Source organism: Campylobacter sp. MIT 97-5078 (genome assembly GCF_006864455.1).
Classification (GTDB): Bacteria; Campylobacterota; Campylobacteria; order Campylobacterales; family Campylobacteraceae; genus Campylobacter_D.
The window spans coordinates 1-24,044 of the sequence record NZ_QHLK01000009.1 but is presented as its reverse complement, the minus strand read 5'-3'; the positions used below and the strand labels follow the sequence as shown (position 1 = coordinate 24,044).

Genomic DNA, 24,044 nt, shown 5'->3' with positions numbered 1-24,044 from the left:
AATGAATATTTTAGAAGGAAAACTTGCCCTAAATGGTAAAGAAAAAATCGCTATCATTAATGCAAGGTTTAATCATATCATCACCGATCGTTTGGTTGAGGGAGCAAAGGACGCTTTTTTAAGACATGGGGGCAAGGAAGAAAATCTTAGCCTCATACTTGTGCCCGGAGCTTTTGAAATCCCATTTGTGCTTAAAATGGCGATTGAAAGCAAAAAGTATGACGCTATAGCTTGTGTTGGAGCGGTTATTCGTGGCTCAACGCCTCATTTTGACTATGTTTCAGCTGAAACGACTAAGGGCATAGCTAATGTGAGTTTAAAATACAGTGTGCCTGTAAGTTTTGGTGTTTTAACAACTGATACCATAGAACAAGCCATAGAACGAGCCGGATCAAAAGCTGGAAATAAAGGCTTTGAGGCGATGACGACCCTGATTGAAATTTTAAATTTAAAACACAATTTTTAACTTGCATTCGTGCTTTTTCCTGTGTTTTAAAGTCTTGATTTTGAGCATTTTAAAATATGGATGCTTGTTTTAGCTTGATAGCTTCGTTTTTTAATAACGGCTTCTATGCTGATTTTTTTAGATTATGAATAATCCGTTTCTTTAATCATAACTTGCCTTTTTTCAAGAGTTTTTAAAGCTAAGATGAGCTACAATTAGGCTTTATTTTAAAATAAGGATAGCAATGGCAACGCGTCATCAAGCACGAAAAAGCGTGGTTTCGCTACTTTACGCAAGCGATTTAAGCGGAGAAAATCAAGCCTTTATTCAGGAATTTTTAGAGCAACAAAAGATTCGTAATGAGCAAAAAACCTTCGCTCTGACTTTATATGATGGCGTAAAAGCGAATTTAAGTGCTTTAGATATGAATTTACAAGCCAATCTTAAAGAATTTAATCGCCTTAGTAAAGTAGAACTTGCCATACTTCGTTTAAGCGTGTATGAACTGCTTTTTAGCGATACAGATAAAGCTATTATCATTAATGAAGCCATAGAGTTAGGCAAAGAACTTGGTAATGAAAACTCCTCAAAGCTCATTAATGCCGTGCTTGATACGATTATAAAGGCAAAAAAATGAAACTTTGCGTAGCGCTTGATGTTGCAAATTTTAATGAGTGTGTAAAATTAGCCAAAGAGCTACAAGGACTTGATCTATGGCTGAAAGTAGGTATGAGAAGCTTTTATAGAGACGGCAGGGCTTTGCTTGAGGAGCTTAAAAAGCTTGATTTTAGGCTTTTTTTAGACTTAAAGCTCTATGATATACCAAATACCATGAGTCAAGCTTCTAAAGAGCTTGCAAATTTAGGTGTTGATATGATAAATTTACATGCAAGTGCTGGAAAAACAGCATTAAGTGAGTGTATGAATGCTTTAAGTGCTCAACCAAAGCGTCCTTTTGTGCTAGGCGTATCAGCTCTTACAAGCTTTGATGAACAAAGCTTTAAGCAAATTTATAAGCAAGATATTAATCAAGCAGTTGTTAGCTTTTCAAAGCTTGCATATGAAGCTGGACTTGATGGTATGGTGTGTTCGGCTCTTGAAAGTAAGATGATTAAAGAGCATACCAATGAAAATTTTCTTACCCTAACGCCGGGCATTCGTCCTTTTAAAGAAGCAAGCGATGATCAAAAAAGAGTGGCTGATCTTGAATTTGCAAAAGAAGCAAAGGCTGATTTTATAGTCGTTGGACGTCCTATTTATAAAGACAAAGAACCAAGAAAAGTATGTGAAAAAATTCTTGCTGTGATAAATCAAGCTTAAAAATGTAACCTTTGGTAAGTTTTTTACATAAATTTAACTCATTTTCATTTTCACACTTCTTTTTAAGTAAGTTTATGAAATAATATTTTTAATTATCAAGATTTTGAAGGAGCGAAGATGAAGAAAATTCTATTTTTCTTGTTTGCCTTTGTAGGCTTTTTGTGTGCAGCTGTAAATATTAATACAGCAAGCTTAGAAGAGTTAAAAACTCTTAAGGGTATAGGTGAGACAAGGGCTAAAGCTATACTTGAGTATAGGGCAGATCAAAACTTCACTTCTGTCGAAGAGCTAAAAAAAGTTAAAGGTATAGGCGACAAGGTTTTTGAGCAAATTAAAGATCAAATTTCAGTGCATTAAGCATTTATGAGAGCTGTTTTTAAAATAGCTCTTGCAGATATAAATATTTTGAAAGTGTTTTACTATTTGCTTCTCCTGTGGTAAAAGCTGAATGTTTTTCCAACACGAGTTTCTTACCCTTTGCTTTCTATATTTAATTTATACTTTGCCACTTGTTTTCACACACATTAAGAACTTTTAAAAGTAAAATCAGCTACAATTTCTTTCGTTTGAGTGCTTATTAAGCATAATTCAAACATAAACAGCACCTTTAAGAACTTGTAGGCTGGGTGCTTTAAAAAACTAAAAAATAAAAACAAAATACGGAAAATAGTTTAAAATAAACACATAGCATATATTCTAAATTTTGCATTTTAAAAGGAAAAATTTTGCATACTTTTGACATTATTGTTATAGGCGGAGGACACGCAGGCATTGAAGCAAGTGGGGCTGCAGCTAGAATGGGTAAAAAAACCTTACTTTTAACCACGCTTATAGAACAAATCGGTGCAGCAAGTTGCAATCCAGCTGTTGGTGGACTTGCTAAGGGGCATTTAGTCAAAGAGCTTGATGCTATGGGTGGGCTTATGGGTGAAATTACTGATGAAGCTGGTATTCAGTTTCGTATTCTTAATGAAAGCAAGGGCGTAGCTGTAAGAGGATCACGTGCTCAAATTGATATGGATCGTTATAAAATCATTGCTCGCAACAAACTTTTTGCCTTAAAAAATTTACAAATTTCTCAAGAACAAGCCCTAGAAATTCTAAGCCAAAACGGCGAGATTAAAGGTATAAAGACAAATCTACACAATATATATTTTACTTCAAAGCTCATCATCACTACAGGGACTTTTTTAAGTGGGCTTATCCATGTTGGCACGCAAAAAATAGAAGCTGGCAGGGTTGGAGAAATGCCTTCTTATAAGCTTTCTAGCTCTTTAAAAAATTTAGGACTTACTCTTGGTAGGTTAAAAACAGGCACTTGTCCTAGGGTGGCAGCTTCAAGTATTGATTTTTCAAAGCTTGAAATTCAGCACGGCGATGAAAAACCAAAGCCTTTTAGCTTTCGCACCAAAAACTTTGCCCCAATCCAGCTTCCTTGCTTTATAGCCCGCACGAACGAGCAAACACATAGCATTATACGTTCAAATTTTGATAAAGCACCGCTTTTCACAGGACAGATTGAGGGCGTGGGTCCTAGGTATTGTCCTTCTATTGAGGATAAGATCAACCGCTTTGCTGATAAAACAAGTCATCATCTTTTCATCGAGCCACAAACCAAAGAAGCTACAGAATACTATATTAACGGCTTTTCAACCTCCTTACCTTATGAGGTGCAAGTAGCTATGCTTCAAAGCATACAAGGCTTTGAAAATGCTAAAATAACGCGTTTTGGTTATGCTATAGAGTATGATTACGCAGAGCCAACCCAGCTTAAACACAGCCTTGAAACAAAGAGCATAAAAGGGCTTTATCTAGCAGGACAGATTAATGGCACTACAGGTTATGAAGAAGCAGCAGCTCAAGGTTTTATGGCTGGGATTAATGCTGTTTTAGCCCTTGAAGAAAAAGAAGCCTTTGTGTTAAGGCGAGATGAGGGCTATATAGGCGTGATGATAGATGATTTAGTTACTAAAGGCACAAAAGAACCTTATAGAATGTTTACTTCAAGGGCTGAATACCGCTTGCTTTTACGCGAGGAAAATGCTATTCTTAGGCTTGCTCATTATGGTTATAATTTTAAGCTTTTAAATGAGATAGATTTTAATTTCACTCAAAATATCAAGTCAAATCTAAACAAAGGCTTAAACTATCTACTCGAAAATGAATGGACGCCAAACACTCAAAACAATGAGTTTTTAGCCAGTATAAATGAAGAAAAGATAAGCTCCATCATCTCTTTGCAAAAGATAGTGGCTCGTTCTAGCTTCAATAAAGAAAAGCTTAAAAAACTTGGCTCAATTTTTGAGCAAATGGATGAGTATTCTTTAAATGAAATTTTAAGCGAGGCAAAGTATTATCACTATATCAGCATGCAAAAAGATCAAATTCAAAAGATGAAAAACTTATATGAGCTTGAAATTCCAAGCGATTTTGATTTTAAAGGCATTAGTGGGCTAAGTAATGAAGTAGTTGAAAAGCTTGTAAAATTTGCTCCACCAACACTATTTGCCGCCTCGCAGATCAGCGGTATCACTCCAGCAGCCATTGATATTTTGCAAATTTATCTTAAGATGAGAAGCAAAAAAGCTGGGAAATGATTCTTACAAAGCATTATGAGATACAAAGTTGTGATGATATAGAGCTTGATATAAAAAGAGAAAATAAGCTTGAATGTAAAGTGTGTTTTGATGATGAAAAGCAGACAAAGCTATGTCTTTAAAAACACTCATCCAAAAAGAGCTTGGTTGAATGCTTGTGTGACTTCACGAAAAAACAAATCTAATCAAGGCAAAACAAGAAATTTCTTTTCAAAATGACACACTTATCTACAGCCCCACCCCACCCTTAAGAAAAAGAAAAAAATTATTTAACTTTCGTTACACTTATAAGTATTGTAAATTTTTTAGATAACACAAAGAAAGGAAAAAACTTAAATGCTTGCTTTATGGGTTTTTTTAGCGACTTTATTTTTGCTTTTTTGGCGTCCTTGGAATTTGCCCTTGTGGGTGATTTCTACTTTGGGAGCTTTTTTTGTTTTTGCTTTAAAACTTGTCAATTTAGATGATGCTTATTTTGTTCTAAGTTTGGTTTGGGATAGCTCTTTAACACTTGTAGGACTTATTATACTTTCTTTTAGTTTAGAACTTTTGGGGTTTTTTGATTTTATTGCTAAAAAAATTTTATATTTTTCGAAAATTCAAAATTCTTACAGGATAAATACCAAAAAACTCATGATTTTTTTGCTTATTTTTATCTTTTTTCTTTCTGCATTTTTTGCTAATGATGGAGCGATTTTAATCATTACCCCTATTATCATAGCTCTTTTTTCAAGATTACAAAATCCTAAGCAAGCTTTGATTTTAGGTGCATTTTTACTCAGTGCTTCTTTTTTGTGCGATGCTGCTTCAAATGCTTTAGTTATTTCAAATTTAACCAATATCATCACAGCTAATTATTTTAAACTTGATTTTTTACAATTTTCTAAAATTATGTTTTTACCTAATTTAGCTGTGCTTTTTTCTACCCTTTTTATGGTGTTTGTTATTTTCAAAAAAACACTTCCTAGAGAGCTTGAATTTGAAATTATTAGAGAATATGAATTCTCTAATAAACTTTTTGTTTTTTGTTTGGTTTTTTTAATATTTTTTGTCACTAGTTTTTTTCTGGGTGAATTTTATGATTTAAGAATAAGTGTTTTTGCTTTAAGCGGAGCCTTTATTTTTTGGGTTTTCACTTTTTTTATTAAGGGTAAAAAAGCTTTTGGGGCTATTAAAAACGCTCCTTGGGGCGTACTTATTTTTAGTTTTGGGCTTTACATGGTTGTATTTTCTTTACATAAAATGGGAGCGAGTGGTATTTTAAATTCGCTGTATTATATTTTAGCTCAAAATAAATTCAGTGCTATTTTTGGAACAGGCTTTGTTTCAGCCTTTTTTTCTTCGATTTTTAATAATTTACCCATGACTTTAATTGGCGATTTGGCTTTAAAAGATTTTCCTTTAAATATGGTTTATGCCCATATTTTAGGAGTTAATATAGGTCCAAAACTTACTCCTATAGGATCTTTAGCCACTTTGCTTTGGCTTGGGGTTTTAGCCAAAAAAGGCATTGATATTTCTTTTTGGCAATATTGCAAATTTGGTTTTTTAATTACTCTACCTGTGCTTGCTTGTGCTCTTTTAGTCCTTGTTTTTACATATTGATATAAAAACCAATAAACAAAGAAAAAATTTATTTAATTTTCGCTACACTTATAAGTATTGTAAATTTTTTAGATAACACAAAGAAAGGAAAAAAACATGGCTACTTCAGAAAGTAGGCGAAGCTTTATAGGTTTGAGCTTTGGTGCTGTAGCTGCTGTAGGTGGGGCTTTTAGCCTTGTAGCGATGAAAAAGACTTGGGATCCCTTACCAAGCGTCCGTGCAGCTGGCTTTACAACGGTGGATCTTTCACCTATGCAAGAAGGGGAGTTAAGAACGATAGAATGGCGTAAAAAACCTATCTTCATTCTCAAAAAAGATGCAAATATGGCAAAAGATGAAAAAAGAGATGTGATCGTAGATAATGCTGCTTATACCGTTGTGATAGGACTTTGCACGCATTTAGGCTGCATTCCGGCTTTTGCACCAAGTGAGGGCTTGTTTAAGTGTGCCTGTCATGGTGGTGAGTTTGATGTGAGCGGTAAAAATGTCTTTGGACCACCGCCAAGACCACTTGACATACCTCCTTTTAAAATAGACGGGACTAAGCTTGTTTTGGGCGAAGAAGGTCCTGAATATCAAAAAATGATAGCGGAGGTTTAAGATGGCTCATATTAGAAAAGCTGAAGGTTTTGTTGATTGGCTTGATCAACGTTTGGCTGTAAAAAAATTGATGAATGTCTTAATGATAGAGTATTGGATACCAAAGCAAATTAACTTTCTTTGGGCTATGGGCGTGATTTTAACCGTGCTTTTTACTATACTCTTTGTAACTGGCTTGCTTTTGGTAATGTATTATAAACCAGACACGGCTTTAGCCTTTGATAGCGTGAATAAAACTATCATGCAAGAGGTTGAATACGGCTGGCTTTGGCGTCATATGCACGGCGTTGCTGCTTCTGTGATCTTTTTAATCATCTATATACACATGCTTACAGGAATTTATTATGGTTCTTATAAAAGAGGCAGGGAGATGATTTGGCTAAGCGGTATGCTTTTATTTGTGGTGTTTTCAGCTGAAGCCTTTAGTGGTTATATGCTTCCTTGGGGGCAGATGAGTTACTGGGCAGCTCAGGTTATCACCAATCTTTTCGGTGGAGTGCCTTTTATAGGCGATGCCTTAGTTGTTTGGATTAGAGGGGATTATGCGGTAAGTGATCCAACCCTAACTCGCTTTTTTATGCTTCATGTATGCTTACTTCCTATCGTTATTATTATGATTATTGTGTTTCACTTTTATTCTTTAAGAATCCCACATGTCAATAACGAAATCGCAGAGGAACTTGACTTTGATATAGAAGCTGAAAAATATAAAAATGGCGATACCAAGGGCTCAAAAGTCATTCCTTTTTGGCCAGCCTTTTTAAGCAAGGACTTTATGTATATAAGTTTATTTATGATTTTCTTTTTCTATCTTGTAAGCTTTAAATTTAGCTTTGCAATGGATCCTATTAACTTTGATCCAGCCGATTCTTTAAAAACGCCGGCTCATATTTATCCAGAATGGTATTTTTTGTGGAGCTATGAAGTTTTAAGAGGTTTTTTCTTTGATATTAATCTTGGCTTTGTAAAAATCCCAGCCTTTGATATAGGTTTGACTGCTTTTGGTATCGCTCAAATCATCTTTTTCCTCTTACCTTGGCTTGATCGAAGTGAGGTTGTAAAACCAGCTCATGCAAGAGGTAAATTCTTCATTTGGTTTTGGGTACTTTTACTTGATCTTATCGTTTTAACTGTGTATGGCAAACTGCCTCCAACAGGCGTAAATGCTTGGGTTGGCTTTGTTTCTTCTATAGTATTTTTACTGTTGCTTTTAGTGATCTTGCCACTCATCACAAAAGCTGAGCAAAAAGAATTTGAACAAGGTGGTGCAAAATGAGAGAATTTAAAATCTTTTTAGTTGTAGCGTGTTTTACAGCTCTTGTGTATTGGGGAGTTGAGCCTTACGCACACTCTGTTTTAAAACCTCACACAACGCCGGCAAATTTTAATTTCGAGCAAGAAGATATCAGCTTTGCTGAACTTGTTTTAGCTCAAAAAGAAGCAGACTTAAAAAATGCTCAAAGCGAACTTGAAAAAACAAAGGAAGACTTGAACTTAAACCTTTCTTTTGAAGAACTTCAAGCCAAGCTTGTGCTTGATAAAAATGAAAGCTCACTTCTTACACTTAAAACAGCTTATGATAAGCAAAATTCAGCTCTAAAAGCTGTTGATAAAGCAAAGCAAAACCTAGAACAAAATAAAGCCTTATGGGGCGAAGTTGCAAAGATAGACTTTGCAAAAGGGGATGCAAGTAAAGGTGCGGAAATGTTTATGTCAAACTGCATTGCATGTCATGGACTTAAAACTGCAGGAATTGAAGGAGCGATCACGGATTCAACTTTAGGTGTAATCCCACCTGATCTAAGTTCAGCTGGAGCTATTTATGATGAGAAGTTTTTAGCCGCTTTGATCTTAAATCCAGCTCTTGCTTTAAAAGTCGATCATAAATTCCCAGATGGGGCTTTCATCATGACAGCATATAATGCTGAAACTACAGGAGAACGAGCAGAGGTAATAAACGCAAATATTGCTGATTTGATCGCTTATCTTAAAGATATAGCCAAACAATACCAAACTGAATTTGAAGCTAAAGCAAGTGAGGAAATCAACGCAAAATACGCCAAGCTTGAAGATTTAACAGAAAGTGAAAAACCCGCTCTAATCACTAAAGAACTTAGCTTCGCTAAGGATAAAAATATTTTTATAGAAAGTTGTGGAAGATGCCATGACATACGTTATGATAGCTTTACTAGCCCATCAAAAAAAGATGATTTAAAAGGCTATTTAGGTTCTATCCCACCTGATCTTTCTATGATGATACGATCAAGAGGCGGTGAGTATTTACATGACTTCATCAACAATACACAAAAACTCTTACCCGGCACTGCTATGCCAAGAGTTGGACTAAATGAAGCCACACAAGCTCAAGTTGTTTCTTACCTTGAAAAAGTAGGTGATAGCAAAAAAGGAGAGCGAGAAAGCTTAGGAATTTATATTATGATTTTCTTTGTGATCTTAAGTGTCTTTGCTGTGCTTTTCAAACACAAAGTGTGGAAAAATCTACACTAAACTTATTTCAAGTCACTTTTTAGTGACTTGAAATCATATAATATAATTAAAATTTCTTTTTTACTATCTTATCTCTTCTTTATCTTTTTCGATGATAGGCTAGCTATTAAATTTCTGCTCGATTTTTACTTTATTTTAATTCTTCTTTATTTATTTTAGTTTATAATTTCGTATTAAAACACAAAAAGGAAAATTTATGCGTATCAAAATGCCTCATATCCCTTATATAGCTAATAAAATCATCTTAGATATCTCAAATTCAAACTTTGTCGAGCTAAAAGACAATATCGACAAACTCAATCATAACGCAAAAATACTTTTAGAAGCTGATTTATTGCAAGAAAAAAAGCTTGATGAGCGTGTAAAGGAGCTTTTAGAAGAGCAAGAAGAAGAGATGGAATTTATGCAAATTGATCGAAAAAATATGTTTTGGCTTGTTAAAAAAAAGCTTGCGAGCGAATTTGGCGTGATTTTGAACAATGAAGATAGGCATAACAACCTTGCTCATCTTATCTTGAAGGATTTTATAGAAAATGATTTTATTAATTTTAGTGTTTCTGAAAATCGCGTAAAAAATCTTATCTTTTCAAGCATAGAAAATTATTTGAAAAATTATGAGAGTATAGAAGATGAAGTAAGTGAAAAAATCAGCCATTATAAAAGAAAACTTATACCTGGTTCTGAAGAGTATGAGCTTGTCTTTGATAAGCTCTACCAAGAAGAGCTTAAAAAAAGAGGTATGCTATGAAAGCTTATATTTACCTTGAAAATGATATTTTTTTAACAGCAAAAGCCTTTGGAGCTGGCGGGACTTTTTTTGGTGAGCTGGTGTTTAATACTTCTTTAACAGGCTATCAAGAAATAATTTCTGATCCAAGCTATGCAGGACAATTTATCGTTTTTTCTATGCCAGAAATTGGCATAGTTGGCACTAATGATGATGATAATGAAAGCAAAGAAGTTTTTGCAAGCGGGATTATTATTCGTGAGCTTAATGAAACTTTTTCAAATTTTAGAGCCAAAGAAAGTTTGAGCACTTATCTTAAAAAGCATGGTAAAATAGGTATTTGTGAACTAGATACTCGCTATTTGGTTAAGCTTATACGAGATGAGGGAAACTTAAGAGCCATTATTTCAACTGAACTTTCAAACAAAGAAGAGCTTAAAGCTAAGCTTGAGCAAAGCGCTCGCATAGAAGAGCAAAACTTAGTTGCCTTAGTAAGCACCAAAAAAGCTTACACGCACGAACAAGGAGCTTGGATTGCACACACTCAAAGCTATGAATTGCCTCAAAAGGCTGGTAAAAAAGTGGCTGTGATTGACTATGGTGTGAAAAAAAATATACTTAATGAACTTGTCAGTGTTGGCTTAGAAGTTAAAGTTTTTCCTTGTAATGTTAAGGCAGAAGAGCTTATCTTACTTTTTGAAAAAAAAGAAATCAATGGGGTATTTTTAAGCAATGGACCAGGTGAGCCTAAAATTTTAAAACAAGAAATAGAGCAGATCAAAAAGCTTGCTAAAGCTAAGGTGCCTATGCTAGGAATTTGTCTAGGACACCAGCTTTTAAGCAATGCCTTTGGTTATGAAACTTATAAGATGAAATTTGGACAACACGGAGCAAACCACCCTGTGCTAAATTTGCAAGATAAAAAAGTTGAAATCACCGCACAAAATCACAACTACAATGTCCCAGAAGAACTTTGTCAAGTCGCTATCATCACACACCGCAATCTTTTTGGAGATAATGTAGAGGGCGTAAGATATAAAGAATTTCCTATCATTTCAGTCCAGCATCACCCAGAAAGCTCAAGTGGTCCGCATGAGAGCAAATATATCTTTAAAGAATTTGTGAATTTAATGTGAGTATAGATTTTATCGCTCTTATCAGTGTAGCCTTGCTTTCAAGCTTTTCTCACTGCTATGCTATGTGTTCAGGGTTAAATCTTGCTTTTTTAAGGCTGAATGCAAAAGAAAAATCCCCCTTGCTACTTTCTTTGACTTACCAGATCTTTAGAATACTTGCTTATATCTTTTTAGGACTTGTGTTCTCGAGCTTTGGTAATGTGATAAGTCGTTTTTCTCAAAGTTTGCTTTTTTTTGCGCTCGGTGTTTTTATGGTGCTTCTTGGCTTAGCTATGTTTGTGCGTGGAAATTTTCTTGCCTTTTTTGAAAGTAATTTTATCTTTAATTTTTTAAGAGAAAAGCTACTAAAAAAATTCCATTTCAGAGGCTATAAAAATGCCATGTTTTTAGGCTTTTTAAATGGCTTTGTGCCGTGTGGCTTGGTGTATTTTTATCTTGCTTTAAGCATGAGTGCTAAAAGCCTTTTTTATTCAGTTCTTATCATGGCTATTTTTGGACTTTGCACCTTGCCCGCTTTGCTGTTCTTAAACTTTTTTTCTCGCTTTTTAAATGAAAAGCTAGGAAAAATTTATCTTTATCTTGCTTATGGCATTATTATTATTTATGGGGTGTATTATCTTTATCTTGCCTTGAAATTTTCTCGTTAGTAAATAAAATTTTTATAAAAATTTATAAAATATTTCATTTTTACTCAAAATAATGAATTTAATTTGCAAAAAATATATATAAAAATTTAATATAAATACTTATTTTAAAATACTTTATTATATAAAATTAAAATAAATTGTTAAAATTAATTAAAAATTTTCAAAAGATAATCATTGATTAACATAAAGTTAAGAAAAAATATATATTTTTTATTCTATAATACCATATCATTTCAAATTTTAAGGAGTAACAATGCACCCGAGTAATGCATTAAACTATGATTATACGGTTGCAAGATACTTTATGTTCTCTACCATTTTGTTTGGTATAGTGGGTATGGCGATAGGCACGCTCATAGCCTTTCAAATGGCATATCCGAACCTAAACTATCTTGCAGGCGAATATGGCACCTTTTCAAGGCTTCGTCCCCTTCATACCTCTGGCGTGATTTTTGGCTTTATGCTTTCAGGTATTTGGGCAACATGGTATTATATAGGGCAAAGAGTTCTTAAGGTAAGTATGGCTGAGTCAAAATTCTTAATGGTTGTTGGCAAGCTCCATTTTTGGCTCTATATGCTTTTAATGGTTATTGCTGTAATTACGCTTTTTGCTGGAATTTCTACTTCTAAAGAATATGCTGAGCTTGAATGGCCCCTTGACATACTTGTTGTTTTGGTTTGGGTTTTGTGGGGTGTGAGCATATTTGGACTGATTGGAATTCGCCGTGAAAAAACGCTTTACATTTCGCTTTGGTATTATATAGCGACTTTTTTAGGCATTGCTATGCTTTATCTTTTCAATAATATGGCAGTTCCTACCTATTTTGTAACTGGGCTTGGTAATTGGTGGCATTCTATTTCTATGTATGCTGGAACAAATGATGCTTTGGTGCAGTGGTGGTATGGGCATAATGCTGTGGCTTTTGTTTTTACTGTTGGCATTATCGCTCAAATTTATTATTTCTTACCAAAAGAAAGCGGACAGCCTATTTTTTCTTATAAGCTTTCTTTGTTTTCATTTTGGGGCTTGATGTTTGTGTATTTGTGGGCTGGCGGACACCACCTTATCTACTCAACCGTGCCTGATTGGATGCAAACTATGGGTTCTGTTTTTTCTGTAGTGCTTATTTTGCCTAGCTGGGGTTCAGCTATTAACATACTTCTTACCATGAAGGGTGAGTGGGAGCAATTAAGAGAAAGTCCTTTGATTAAATTTATGATCCTAGCTTCGACTTTTTATATGTTTTCTACGCTTGAAGGTCCTATTTTAAGTATAAAATCAGTCAATGCCCTTGCTCACTTTACTGACTGGATACCAGGACATGTGCATGATGGCACACTTGGTTGGGTTGGCTTTATGACTATGGCAGCACTTTATCACATGACTCCACGTGTTTTCAAAAGAGAACTTTATAGTAAATCTTTAATGGAAATGCAGTTTTGGATACAAACAACCGGTATAGTGCTTTATTTTGCTTCTATGTGGATAGCAGGTATCACTCAAGGTATGATGTGGAGAGCTACTGATGAATACGGTAACTTGCTTTATACTTTCATCGATACGGTTGATGCAATTATCCCTTATTATTGGATTAGAGCGGTCGGTGGTTTGCTTTATTTGGTAGGCTTTTTCATGTTTACTTATAATATCTACAAATCAATCGTCGCAGGAAAAACCCTTGAAAAAGAACCTGCCAATGCTTCACCTATGGCAGCTTAAGGAGAGAAGATGTTTAGTTTCTTAGAAAAAAATCCATTCTTTTTCGCAGTAGCCGTTTTTGTAGTTATTGCTTATGCAGGAGTGATCGAGGTTTTACCAGATTTTGCAAATAATGCTCGTCCGATTGATAGCAAAAAACCTTATAGTGTTTTACAACTTGCTGGAAGACAAGTGTATATCAATGAAAGCTGTAATGCTTGTCATTCACAGCTTATTCGTCCATTTAAAAGCGAAACAGATCGTTATGGCATGTATTCAGTAAGTGGCGAATTTGCATATGATAGACCATTTTTGTGGGGTTCAAAAAGAACAGGACCTGATTTAGCTAGAGTGGGTAATTATAGAACTACTGATTGGCATGAAAATCATATGTTTGAACCAACTTCAGTTGTGCCAACTTCTATAATGCCAGCATACAAACATTTGTTTAAAAAGACAGCTGATGTAGAAACAGCCTATGCTTCAGCTTTGACAAGCAAAAAAGTCTTTAATGTGCCTTATGATCAAGAAGGACAAACTAAACTTGGCACTTATGAAGAAGCACAAGCTGAGGTAAAAGCTGAAGCTGCAGCTATAGTCGAGCAGATGAAAAATCCTGAAGTAAAAGCTGCCTTTGAACGAGGCGAGATTAAAGAGATAGTTGCTTTGATAGCTTATCTTAACAGCTTAAAGTAGTCTGGTATGCAAGGCATTAGTGAATTTTTAAGCTCTATTACCTACGAACAATGGGAAGGTTTTCGAGGCTACGGCTTCTTCTTTTTGGTTGTTTTTATGGTGGTTGTTTTATATGCGTATTGGATTCATCTTTATAGGGTAGAAAAAAAAGGCGAAAGAAATTACGAAAAATACGCCGACTTAGCCCTTAAAGATGGACTAGATGACGCTGTTGTTGAAGAAAAAAGGAGTGCGTAATGCAATGGTTAAATTTAGGAGATAATGTAAATTTATTATCGCTTATCGGTGCGGTACTCATTATCGCCATTACTTTTATAGTAGTGGGTAGAATGTTTGCTCAAATGAAGACTCAAAAAGGCGAAGTTGAGCTCATGGAATACAATTGGGACGGTATAGGCGAACAAAAAAATAACGCTCCCTTTGGTTGGATGCTTGTTTTTTTCCTTATTATAGTTTGGATGATTTGGTATTTTTTATGGGGATACCCTCTTGGATCGTATTCAAGGATAGGCGAGTATAATGCTGAAGTGCAAGCTCACAATGCCAAATTTAGTGAAAAATTTAAAAGCCTCAGTCAAGATGAAAAAATCGCTATGGGACAAAATCTTTTCTTGGTGCAATGCTCACAATGCCACGGTATTACCGCTGATGGTATCAATGGCAAGGCGGCGAATTTAAATGTTTGGGGTAGTGAAGAAGCTTTAGCGGATGTGATCGAAAAAGGCTCAAAGGGTATGAATTATCCTTTAGGTGAAATGACGCCAGCTGAAGGTTTGGGCATAGCTAAGGAAGATATTCCTGCTATTGCTGCTTATGTGGCTAAAGAAATTTCAGCGATTAAGACAACTAAAAATGAAAATTTAGTTGCTAAAGGTAAAGAACTTTACGAAGCAACTTGTGTAGCTTGTCATCAATTAGACGGCACAGGTAAGATAGATGGCGAAGCAATGGCTGCTGATCTTACACAATACGGCTCAAGTGCTTTTGTAGCTGAAGTTTTAAACAGAGGTAAAGCCGGTGCTATAGGCACTATGCCGAGCTTTAATACAAGTATCTTAAACGATATTCAAAAAGAAGCTGTTGGCGAGTATATCATTTCACTTTCAAGGGGTAGATAATGGAAAACACAAATCGTTGCGTATTTTCGCTTTCTGGGGTTAGCGGAATGCTTATTGCTACTGTTTTATTGATCGCTATTTTAGTGGGTTTAACCATTTGGGGTGTTAAAACTCAGCAAAATGTTATGCAAGCTCCTTATAGTTTAGAAAATGTAACTCAAGTCAAAGAATTTGGCTCTAAAAAAAGCGAACACATACTTATAAAGGACAGAAAATGACTAAAACTTTAGAATACCTTATCGTGATTGGTTTAGTTGTTTCAGCTGTTGTTACTGCTTGGGCAGTTTTAAGTACAAATCATCTTAATATCGGCTGATGATATATTTTTTAAGAGGCGGTTTTTTAGCCGCCTTTCTTTTTATTACTTCAGCCTTTTCGATTGAAAGTGTCATTTTTAACGAAAATAATATTTTAAATGAACAAGTTACAAGCAAGATCAATGCTATAGGTAAAGAGCTTTATGATAAAACAAATATCTTTGTTGCCCTTGCAGTAGGCGATACGAGCGATATTAAAAGCCTTGAGGCTAAGGCAAATGAACTATCAGCACCATTTGTGCTTCTTATGCTTTCTAAAAGAGATCACAAAGTCGATATTATCGCCAGTAAAGAAAGTTTAAGCTTTTTTGATAAAGAAGCTGTTTTAAGTCCGTATTCAGGCACTGGTTCTATTTTGCCCATACTCACTTCAAATAAAGGCAAAGATATTTATAATGCAGCCTTGCTAAATGGCTACGCAGACATAAGCGATCAAATCGCAAATTATTTTCATCTCAAACTTGAAAATTCGATAGGAAACGCCAATAAAGATACTTTAAATATATTAAGAATCGGAATTTATGGCTTTATTTGCTTTGCACTTTTATTTTATTTTCAAAGAAAAATAACACGAAAACGAAGGAACAATAATGTCTGATATAAAATCAAACTCGCAAACAAAGAAAAAAACATTTTGGCCCTACGGCATACTTCTTTCAATCCTTGCTATTATCCTTGCTTGTGCGACAACTATCATTTTTTCGCTTGATTATCCAGTGTATGAAGATGATAGCTTTATGCAAAAATATCAAAGTGTTGATAGAAATATTAACGATATCAAGCAAAAACAAATTAATTTTGAAAAAAACTACCACTTAAGTTTGAATTTAAAGCCACAACTTGATAAAAAAAAGCGGGAGTTTTATGAGCTTGAAAGCACGACGACTGAACTTGAAATTTTACTTCGCGAGGTGCACGAAGATATAAGTGCTTATGGTATAAGTTTTGAAGCCCTACTTACTCGCCCGCATACAAACAAACAAGATACAAAGCTTGAAATTTTGTCTTTTAACTTGGCAAATAGCGATACAGCTTTGCTAAAAAAAAGTTTTAACACTTATAGCTTAAAGATAGCCTTGCCAAACTTAGAAAAAGGTAGATGGCAAATCAAACTTAAAGCTCAAAAAGACGACACGCAAATTGCTTTTTATACTTATAATCTAGTAATACAATGAAGCTTTTTGTTTTTGCAAGTTCAAGAAAAATTAGAGCCTATTATGAGAATTTAAGCACGAAAAACGCCTTGCTTGATGAGGCTATGAGTGTGCAGGATTTTTTAAATAAAATACTTCTAAGCCCTTATAGAAGAGCAAGTGATTATGAGCGTTTGCTTTTAATGCAAAAATCGTGCAAACAAAGTAAAAATAGTCAAAAACTTCATATCAATGAAAATTTTTTTGCCTTTTTAAAAAATCACGAATATTTATTTTCTTTTTTTAAAGAACTTAGCCTTGAAAAAAAGAGTATTTTGGATTTGCAAAATAACGATTATTACGCACAATACAACGAACATTTAGAAATTTTAGATGAAATCCTTAAGAACTATCTTTTAGGTCTAAAACAAAATGAGCTTTATGATGAAATTTCTTTAAGTTTTAATTATGAGCTTAATACACATTTTTTAAATTCTTTTGATGAGATAGTTTTTGATTTGCAAGGCTTTTTAAGTGCCTTTGAAAAAGATATTTTAAAGCAAATCAGCACGGTGACAAAACTTGTTTTGTGCTTTGATACAAGTGTGTTTAATCAAGATTTTTTAAATGAGCTATTAATGAAGCTTGAATGTTCTCATATCAGCCTTAAACTTCATCATCATTATGAACTTGCACTTCATGAAAAAAGCATACAAAAAGAAGAAGCTTTTTTTGGCAAAAACCCTAAGGTTGAGCTTAAAAACTTTGAACTTGCAAGCTTGCAAGTTGCTTTTGTGTATGATAAAATTTCAAGTTTTTTAAGAGCTGGATTAAAACCAAAAGAGATTGTTGTCATCACACCTGATGAAAGTTTTTGTGAGCTTTTAAAAGCTTATGATAAGCTTAATATGCTTAATTTTGCCAAAGGTAATTCTCTTATTCAAAGCTTTTTTTACAAAAAACTTAAAGCCTTGTATGACGCAGCAAATGAAGAAAGTTTTGTATATAATGAAAATTCGCTATATTTTGAAGATGAAGATACCAAATTTGACTTACACAATAGCCTTTTAAAATACCTTGAAATAAAGTGTTTTAAAGAGTTTAAACAGCAGTTTGAAAAAAAAGAGATTTGGCAGTATTTTTATGATTTGATCCAGCATTTTTTAAAAGAAGAAAATGAAGAACTTCAAAGCCTTATCAAGCAAGAACTTCTCTTTTTAAAGCAACTTAATAAAGATCACAAACTTACGCTTAAAGAGCTTTTTGAGCTTTTTTTTATGAAAATCAACTCACTTAATCTTAGTAGTGTTGGGGGTGGTGAAGTTACTGTTATGGGGCTTTTAGAAAGTAGAGGACTTGAATTTAAGGGTGTGATTATCGTGGATTTTAATGATGATTTGATTCCAAAAAGAAGCGTGAATGAACTCTTTTTAAATAACGAAGTAAGGGCAAGAGCCGGGCTTATTTCGTATGAAAAAAGAGAGAATTTGCAAAGATTTTATTATGAAAGATTGATTAAGAATGCTGAAAAAGTTGCTATAAGTTATGTTGAAAATGAAGAAAAAATTCCATCTCGCTTACTTGATGAGCTTGATATAAGGCAAGTTTTAGACAGGACTTATTCAAATAAAGCCTATATCAAGGCATTAAGCTTTGATTATGAGCCTGCAAAGATTGATCTTGTGCCTATTAAAGCTCCTGTTCTAAAGCACAATATCTTTAAAAACTCTTTATCTTTCACTCGCTTGAAAACTTTTTTAGAACAAAAAAGGACTTATTATTATAAATATATTCTTGAGCTTAAAGAAGCAAGAGCTTTGAGTTTGACAAGCAACGCTTTTGAAAAAGGCACGCTTATACACGAGCTTTTAGAGCAGTATTATGAGGCTCATGCGAGGCATTTTGACTACGAACAATTCACGCATTTGCTTGATGAAAAGGCAAATTGTATCTCAAGACTTGATAAGGAACTTTTAAAAATTCAATTTAAACACTTTGCAAAGTATGAAAATGAGCATTTCAAACAAGGTTTTTGTATTATAGAACTAGAAAAAGATATAAGAGCAAATTATGAATTTAAAGGACTTAGCATTGATATAAATGGCAAGATTGATCGTATCGATGAAAGCAAAGATATGATTCTTATCATTGATTATAAAAGCGGAAAAGTTCCTGATAACTCCTATCAACTTGCCTTTTATCAAGCTCTTTTTAAGGCGACTTATAAAAAAGATGCAAAGGCTGTGTATTATGATTTGAGCAAAACTATGAGTTTTACCGAGGGTGAAAAAACAAAAAGCCTTGAAGAGCTTGAAAATGAGCTTATTAATCTAAGCAAACTCAATCAGCCCATAAGTTTTGAAAACAAAAAAACAAATTTTTGTCCTTATGCAGCTCTTTATGAAAAGGATTTGAAATGAATTTTAAGCCTTTTTTAGCCCTTGAGGCGAGTGCTGGAAGTGGCAAAACCTTTGCTTTAAGTATTCGTTTTGTGGCTTTGATCTTAAAAGGAGCAAAATTAAATGAAATTTTAGCCCTTACCTTTACCAACAAAGCAGCCAATGAGATGAAAAAAAGGGTGATTGAAACCTTTTTACATTTTGATGAAAATGAAAATCCAGCCACTAATGCACTTTGCGAGTTGCTTGGCAAAAGCAAGGCTGAACTTATGCGTTTAAGAGATGCTCGAAAAAGTGAGTTTTTGCAAAGCAATCTTAAAATTCAAACCTTTGATAGCTTTTTTATCAAAATTATCCGTAGCTTTGCTTTAAATTTGGGCTTAATGAGCGATTTTAAGATGAGTAATGAAGTTTTAAATGTATATGATACATTTATTAAAGAACTTGATAGCAAAAGTTTGCAAAGCCTTGCGTATTATATCATCGAAGCTGATGATAAAAGGCATTTTTTTTCACATTTAGAAAACTTATATCAAAACTCTTGTGAATTCCAAAGTGAGAATTTAGCCTTTCCGCACTCTGAAAAAGAAGCTGTAAAAAGAGCTTTTGACACACTTCGCACTTACGCTTTGAATTTAAGCACAAATACAAATTATCAAAAAAACTTTAGCGAAAATTTAAGAGATGATTTTAAAGCACTTTGTGAGAAGCCTCTTATTTGCGATTTTACGAAAAATTATTTTAAAAGCGTAGAAACTGATACTCTATTTTTACAAAAAAGAGCTGAATTGATTGAAGCTTTAAATGGCTACGCCAAAGCTTTAGAAAAATTCAAAATAGCCCGTCTTTCAAGTCTTTTAAAGTATTTTGAACAAGCAAAAGATAAGATCATCAAAGATAAAAATACGCTCAACTTTACTGATGCAGCAAGAAAGGCGTATTTTCTTACTCAAAGCATTGATAAGGATTTGATTTATTTTAGGCTTGATGGGCAAATCACGCATTTGTTGATCGATGAGTTTCAAGATACAAGCGTGATTCAGTATGAAATTTTAAAGCCACTCATCGCTGAACTTGTCTCAGGACAAGGTGTAAAGGATTTTAGAAGCTTTTTTTATGTAGGCGATATCAAGCAGAGCATTTATCGCTTTAGAAATGCCAAAAAAGAGCTTTTTAAACTTTTGCTTGAGGATTTTAAACAGATTGAAAAAGAATACCTTGACACAAACTACAGAAGTGCAAAATTCCTCGTTGAGTTTGTCAATGCTACTTTTAAAAAGCTTTATAAAGAAAATTATATCACGCAAAAAAGCCTCGCAAGTAAGGAAAATGGTTTTGTTCGCGTGGTGCAAAGCAAGGAAAAGGATGTAAAAGAGATTAAAAATGCATGCTTTGAGGCTATATTAGAACAAATTAAGTTTTTGCAAAGCAAGCACATAAGTTTAGAGGAAATTTGCATTTTATGTTGGAAGAATAATGACGCTGATGATATAGTGGATTTTTTAAAACATCATCAAATAAAGGCTTTTACGCAAAGCAATATTGCTCTTGAGAAAAAAGCAAGCGTGCATATACTTTTAACTTATGCAAAATACTGCATTTTTGGCGATGAGTTTTATAAAATTGAGCTTGAAAGTTTGCTTGAAAATGCGGATTTTAAAAGACTTCATCTTGATCTAAGTAAAACAAGCCTCGAAAATGCCTTATACCTTGCAAAAAAGCTCAAACTCGATCTTAATGACATCGCTTTGATTCAGTTTTTCGAATACGCAAAAAATAAAGTCAATTTTTTTGAGCTTTTGTTTGAGCCTTGTGAGCTAAAGCTCCTGCCCGAGCAAAGATTTGGCGTGAGTGTGATGACGGTTCATAAGTCTAAGGGTTTGGAATTTAAGCATGTGATTTTGATTGATTCTTTAAGTAAAGAGGCTTTAGAGGCAAATATCATGCTTGAATACGATCTTAAAAAGGCTTGGCAGCTGCATTTTAAAGATGGTATTCGAGACAAAACTCAAGAAAACGAATTTATGGAATTTTTAGCAAATAAAGAAAAGCTTGATTATGAAAACGATCTTAACAGCTTATATGTCGCTTTTACAAGGGCTTGTGAAAGTTTAATCATCATCACAAGGCAAAAGGAATTTATTAATATGAATCACCCTTCATATCTCAATATGCTTGATCTAACGCCTTTTGAGCAAGGAGAGCTTGACATCAATTTAAAAACTGAAGAAAAAAGCACCCTTAAAACAAAAGATGAACTCGAACGCTTTGAAAAAGTGCCTTTGCAAAAGCTTGCAAATACAAATTTTGCGAAAAATGAAGAGAGTTATTTTGGCTTGGCTTTTCATACTTTTTTGCAAGAATTTAACTTTAAAGAGCCAAAAGAAAATAAAATTTTAGAAAAAAAGCTTCGAAATGAGTATTTTTATTTTCTTGAGCAAAAGCGTTTGGCTGAAGTTTTTCAAAGAGCATATAGGCTTATTTTTAATAATTTTTTTCAAAACCTTATCAAAGATAAAAAGGTGCTAAAAGAGCAAAAAATATACTTTGAAAATGAACTGAAGCAGCTTGATTTACTTTTGCTTGATGAAAAAGAAGCAACCATCATTGATTATAAAACAGGGCAAAGCCATAAAGAAGAGCATTGCGAGCAAGTAAGGCTGTATAAAAAAGCTATAGAGCAAATTACAAAAAAACAAACAAGAGCTTTTATCGCGTATTGTTTGGAAGATACGCTACATTTTGAAGAGCTTTAAAAAATTCGCTAAACAACATTAAATGCAAAAATAAAGCTTTAAATTTATTTAAATTAAGTTTATATTAAGATTTATTAACTATAATTTCCTTTTAAAAATTTTGGCAAAGGTAAATAATGACAAAGATAAAAAAGCCAAACGAAATCAAACGTGAATGGATAGTTTTAGACGCTCAAGGCAAACGCTTTGGACGACTTTTAACCGAAGTGGCAATTTTACTTCGAGGTAAAAACAAGCCGTATTATACTCCAAATGTTGATTGTGGAGATTTTGTGGTAATCATCAATGCTTCAAAAGCGACTTTTACCGGAGCAAATAAAGCAGAAGATAAGCTTTATCACAGACATTCAGGTTATTTTGGAAGCACAAAGAGCGAAAAATTTGGAGAATTGCTTGAAAAAAATCCGGTAAAACTCTATAAGCTCGCTGTAAGAGGAATGCTCCCTAAAACAACACTTGGCAGAGAAATGCTTAAAAAACTTAAAGTCTATGCAGGAAGCGAACATCCACACACTGCACAGCTTGCTAAAAAAGGATAAAAATGAAAATTTCATACGCAACAGGTAAAAGAAAAACCGCTGTAGCTAAGGTTTGGGTAAAACCCGGAAGTGGTAAAATCCTCGTCAATGGAATGGACCTTAATGCTTGGCTTGGAGGACACGAAGCGATTAAACTTAAAGTTGTTCAACCTCTACTTGTAACCAAACAAGAAGCTTTAATGGATATAAAGGCAAGCACGCTTGGAGGTGGTTATAATGCTCAAGCAGAGGCTTTAAGACATGGAATTTCAAGGGCTTTAGCGATTATGGACGCTGATTTTAGAGCCTTACTTAAACCTAAAGGCTTGCTTACTCGCGATAGCAGAAGCGTTGAGCGTAAAAAATACGGACGCAGAAAAGCAAGAAGGAGCCCGCAATTTTCTAAACGTTAATGTATTTTTCCTCGCTATTGCAGCGAGGATTTTTTTGCATAAACTCAAAATAATTTGTATTTCTAAACTTTTTTTTAGCAATTTAAGCCTATAATATTATATTTTAAAAACGACAAGGCTGATGATGACTACACTTTTAAAAAAACTTGAAAACAAAGAACGTATTGATGATGAGCTTGCTTATAAGCTTTATGATTTAGATCTTTTTACCCTTGCAAAATATGCTCATGAAAAAAGGTTTAGTTTGCATGGTAAAAAGGTATATTTTAACGCCAATCGTCATATCAATCCTACTAATATCTGTGCAGATACTTGCAAATTCTGTGCTTTTTCAGCTCATAGAAAAAACCCAAATCCTTATTTTATGAGTCATGAAGAGATTATGCAAATCGTTGATGAAACCATACAAAGAGGCACAAAAGAAGTGCATATTGTTTCAGCTCATAACAAAGATTGCTCTTGGCAGTGGTATTTAGAAATTTTTAAGATGATTAAAGATAAATACCCACAGCTTCATGTCAAAGCTATGACAGCGGCAGAAATTGACTTTTTAAAACGTCGTTTTGGTTTGGAGTATGAAGATACTATAGAAAAGATGATAGAATACGGCGTTGATTCTATGCCCGGAGGTGGGGCTGAAATTTTTGATGAAACAGTGCGTATTAAAATTTGCAAAGGCAAGGTGAGTAGTGAAAACTGGCTTAAAATTCATAAACTTTGGCACAAAAAAGGACGTCAAAGCAATGCCACTATGCTTTTTGGACATATAGAGCAAAAAGCCCACAGGATCGATCATATGCTCAGACTTCGTCGCTTACAAGATGAGACAAAGGGCTTTAATGCTTTTATCCCTCTTGTATGGCAAAAGGATAATAGTTTTTTAGATGTCAAGCACCAACTTGATAGTGAAGAAATTCTTAAAACCATAGCCATAGCTCGCATAGTGCTTGATAATATCAACAATATCAAAGCATATTGGGCGACTATGGGTTTAAATTTGGCTATGGTTGCACAAGAATTTGGGGCAAATGATTTAGATGGCACCATAGAAAAAGAAAGCATACAAAGTGCAGGCGGGGCAAAAAGCGCAAGAGGAACCAAGCTTGATACCTTCATAGAACTGATTAAAACTTCAAATTTAATTCCAGTTGAAAGAGACAGCTTGTATAATGAGCTTAAAGTGTATGCTTAAGATTTCCCAAACTTTTTTCAAAAAGCTCCTTTCGTTTTTTTTTTTTTTTGATATAATACCCTTTCATTTTTAAAAACCAATTTAAAAACCAACAACTGCTTTGTCACTAAAAATATATAAAAAAACTACAAATAAGGAGAAAAACACAAATGCACCAATTTACAGCCTCACAAAGAATTAAAAATACTCTTTCTTATAAAATAGGCTTAGAACTTATC

25 protein-coding genes and 1 pseudogene are annotated in these 24,044 nt (G+C 34.0%); all 26 read left to right on the top strand.

From position 1 onward, the window contains the following. Position 1 precedes the first annotated feature (1 nt). The 26 genes and pseudogenes from ribH to mqnE all read left to right on the top strand — a co-directional run bounded on the left by ribH (position 2) and on the right by mqnE (position 23,826). Positions 2 to 466 (top strand): 6,7-dimethyl-8-ribityllumazine synthase, encoded by a 465-nt coding sequence (gene ribH, locus DMB91_RS05800; RefSeq protein ID WP_034903431.1) that lies wholly within the window; start codon positions 2 to 4, stop codon positions 464 to 466. Between the two features lie 223 nt (positions 467 to 689). Further along, entirely contained in the window at positions 690 to 1,082 is a 393-nt protein-coding gene (gene nusB / locus DMB91_RS05795) for a transcription antitermination factor NusB (RefSeq protein ID WP_034903434.1), read from the top strand. Then, positions 1,079 to 1,765: an orotidine-5'-phosphate decarboxylase gene (gene pyrF / locus DMB91_RS05790; RefSeq protein WP_034903436.1), complete on the top strand. Its 687-nt coding sequence runs from the start codon at positions 1,079 to 1,081 to the stop codon at positions 1,763 to 1,765. Before nusB ends, pyrF begins: the two co-directional genes overlap by 4 nt. 117 nt (positions 1,766 to 1,882) lie before the next feature. Beyond that, positions 1,883 to 2,122 carry a ComEA family DNA-binding protein gene (locus DMB91_RS05785; RefSeq protein WP_034903439.1) on the top strand — a complete coding sequence of 80 codons (240 nt, stop codon included), beginning with the start codon at positions 1,883 to 1,885 and terminating at the stop codon, positions 2,120 to 2,122. A 368-nt stretch (positions 2,123 to 2,490) separates the two neighbouring features. Beyond that, on the top strand, positions 2,491 to 4,362 hold the full coding sequence (gene mnmG, locus DMB91_RS05780; RefSeq protein WP_034903442.1) for a tRNA uridine-5-carboxymethylaminomethyl(34) synthesis enzyme MnmG: 1,872 nt from the start codon (positions 2,491 to 2,493) through the stop codon (positions 4,360 to 4,362). Further along, positions 4,359 to 4,463, top strand: a pseudogene (locus DMB91_RS05775) (DUF2920 family protein); the annotation flags it as partial. The gene mnmG and the pseudogene DMB91_RS05775, both read left to right, overlap by 4 nt. Before the next feature lie 235 nt (positions 4,464 to 4,698). Beyond that, positions 4,699 to 5,967 (top strand): arsenic transporter, encoded by a 1,269-nt coding sequence (locus DMB91_RS05770; RefSeq protein ID WP_034907072.1) that lies wholly within the window; start codon positions 4,699 to 4,701, stop codon positions 5,965 to 5,967. Between the two features lie 96 nt (positions 5,968 to 6,063). Next, a complete protein-coding gene (gene petA / locus DMB91_RS05765; protein ID WP_034903446.1) occupies positions 6,064 to 6,567 on the top strand; it encodes a ubiquinol-cytochrome c reductase iron-sulfur subunit in 504 nt (167 codons plus the stop codon). A 1-nt stretch (position 6,568) separates the two neighbouring features. Beyond that, the gene (locus DMB91_RS05760) at positions 6,569 to 7,843 is read left to right on the top strand and encodes a cytochrome b (RefSeq protein ID WP_034903449.1); all 1,275 of its coding nucleotides are present in this window, start codon (positions 6,569 to 6,571) and stop codon (positions 7,841 to 7,843) included. Continuing rightward, positions 7,840 to 9,075 carry a c-type cytochrome gene (locus tag DMB91_RS05755; RefSeq protein ID WP_034903453.1) on the top strand — a complete coding sequence of 412 codons (1,236 nt, stop codon included), beginning with the start codon at positions 7,840 to 7,842 and terminating at the stop codon, positions 9,073 to 9,075. The genes DMB91_RS05760 and DMB91_RS05755 overlap by 4 nt, the downstream gene beginning before the upstream one ends. A gap of 196 nt (positions 9,076 to 9,271) precedes the next feature. After that, positions 9,272 to 9,823, top strand: coding sequence for a DUF507 family protein (locus DMB91_RS05750; protein ID WP_034903456.1), 552 nt, complete (start codon positions 9,272 to 9,274; stop codon positions 9,821 to 9,823). Next, on the top strand, positions 9,820 to 10,938 hold the full coding sequence (gene carA / locus DMB91_RS05745) for a glutamine-hydrolyzing carbamoyl-phosphate synthase small subunit (RefSeq protein WP_034903459.1): 1,119 nt from the start codon (positions 9,820 to 9,822) through the stop codon (positions 10,936 to 10,938). Before DMB91_RS05750 ends, carA begins: the two co-directional genes overlap by 4 nt. Then, positions 10,935 to 11,585, top strand: coding sequence for a sulfite exporter TauE/SafE family protein (locus DMB91_RS05740; protein ID WP_034903462.1), 651 nt, complete (start codon positions 10,935 to 10,937; stop codon positions 11,583 to 11,585). Before carA ends, DMB91_RS05740 begins: the two co-directional genes overlap by 4 nt. 253 nt (positions 11,586 to 11,838) lie before the next feature. Beyond that, positions 11,839 to 13,305 carry a cytochrome-c oxidase, cbb3-type subunit I gene (gene ccoN / locus DMB91_RS05735; protein WP_034903464.1) on the top strand — a complete coding sequence of 489 codons (1,467 nt, stop codon included), beginning with the start codon at positions 11,839 to 11,841 and terminating at the stop codon, positions 13,303 to 13,305. Between the two features lie 9 nt (positions 13,306 to 13,314). Further along, a complete protein-coding gene (gene ccoO / locus DMB91_RS05730; RefSeq protein WP_034903466.1) occupies positions 13,315 to 13,980 on the top strand; it encodes a cytochrome-c oxidase, cbb3-type subunit II in 666 nt (221 codons plus the stop codon). A 6-nt stretch (positions 13,981 to 13,986) separates the two neighbouring features. Continuing rightward, positions 13,987 to 14,217, top strand: coding sequence for a cytochrome c oxidase, cbb3-type, CcoQ subunit (locus DMB91_RS05725; protein WP_034903469.1), 231 nt, complete (start codon positions 13,987 to 13,989; stop codon positions 14,215 to 14,217). Then, positions 14,217 to 15,098, top strand: coding sequence for a c-type cytochrome (locus tag DMB91_RS05720; protein ID WP_034903472.1), 882 nt, complete (start codon positions 14,217 to 14,219; stop codon positions 15,096 to 15,098). The genes DMB91_RS05725 and DMB91_RS05720 overlap by 1 nt, the downstream gene beginning before the upstream one ends. Further along, the gene (locus DMB91_RS05715; protein ID WP_034903476.1) at positions 15,098 to 15,316 is read left to right on the top strand and encodes a DUF4006 family protein; all 219 of its coding nucleotides are present in this window, start codon (positions 15,098 to 15,100) and stop codon (positions 15,314 to 15,316) included. Before DMB91_RS05720 ends, DMB91_RS05715 begins: the two co-directional genes overlap by 1 nt. Continuing rightward, on the top strand, positions 15,313 to 15,414 hold the full coding sequence (locus DMB91_RS09115) for a hypothetical protein (RefSeq protein ID WP_231549661.1): 102 nt from the start codon (positions 15,313 to 15,315) through the stop codon (positions 15,412 to 15,414). The genes DMB91_RS05715 and DMB91_RS09115 overlap by 4 nt, the downstream gene beginning before the upstream one ends. Continuing rightward, the gene (locus DMB91_RS05710) at positions 15,414 to 16,013 is read left to right on the top strand and encodes a hypothetical protein (protein ID WP_034903479.1); all 600 of its coding nucleotides are present in this window, start codon (positions 15,414 to 15,416) and stop codon (positions 16,011 to 16,013) included. Before DMB91_RS09115 ends, DMB91_RS05710 begins: the two co-directional genes overlap by 1 nt. Continuing rightward, a complete protein-coding gene (locus DMB91_RS05705) occupies positions 16,006 to 16,590 on the top strand; it encodes a FixH family protein (RefSeq protein WP_034903481.1) in 585 nt (194 codons plus the stop codon). The genes DMB91_RS05710 and DMB91_RS05705 overlap by 8 nt, the downstream gene beginning before the upstream one ends. Continuing rightward, a complete protein-coding gene (locus DMB91_RS05700) occupies positions 16,587 to 18,968 on the top strand; it encodes a PD-(D/E)XK nuclease family protein (RefSeq protein ID WP_034903484.1) in 2,382 nt (793 codons plus the stop codon). Before DMB91_RS05705 ends, DMB91_RS05700 begins: the two co-directional genes overlap by 4 nt. Next, positions 18,965 to 21,703, top strand: a complete 2,739-nt coding sequence (locus tag DMB91_RS05695) for a RecB-like helicase (protein WP_034903487.1) — start codon at positions 18,965 to 18,967, stop codon at positions 21,701 to 21,703. Before DMB91_RS05700 ends, DMB91_RS05695 begins: the two co-directional genes overlap by 4 nt. Before the next feature lie 116 nt (positions 21,704 to 21,819). After that, positions 21,820 to 22,242, top strand: a complete 423-nt coding sequence (gene rplM / locus DMB91_RS05690) for a 50S ribosomal protein L13 (protein WP_034903490.1) — start codon at positions 21,820 to 21,822, stop codon at positions 22,240 to 22,242. A gap of 2 nt (positions 22,243 to 22,244) precedes the next feature. Beyond that, a complete protein-coding gene (rpsI, locus tag DMB91_RS05685) occupies positions 22,245 to 22,634 on the top strand; it encodes a 30S ribosomal protein S9 (RefSeq protein WP_034903493.1) in 390 nt (129 codons plus the stop codon). 124 nt (positions 22,635 to 22,758) lie between these two features. Continuing rightward, entirely contained in the window at positions 22,759 to 23,826 is a 1,068-nt protein-coding gene (gene mqnE / locus DMB91_RS05680) for an aminofutalosine synthase MqnE (protein ID WP_034903497.1), read from the top strand. The last annotated feature ends 218 nt before the right edge of the window (positions 23,827 to 24,044 follow it).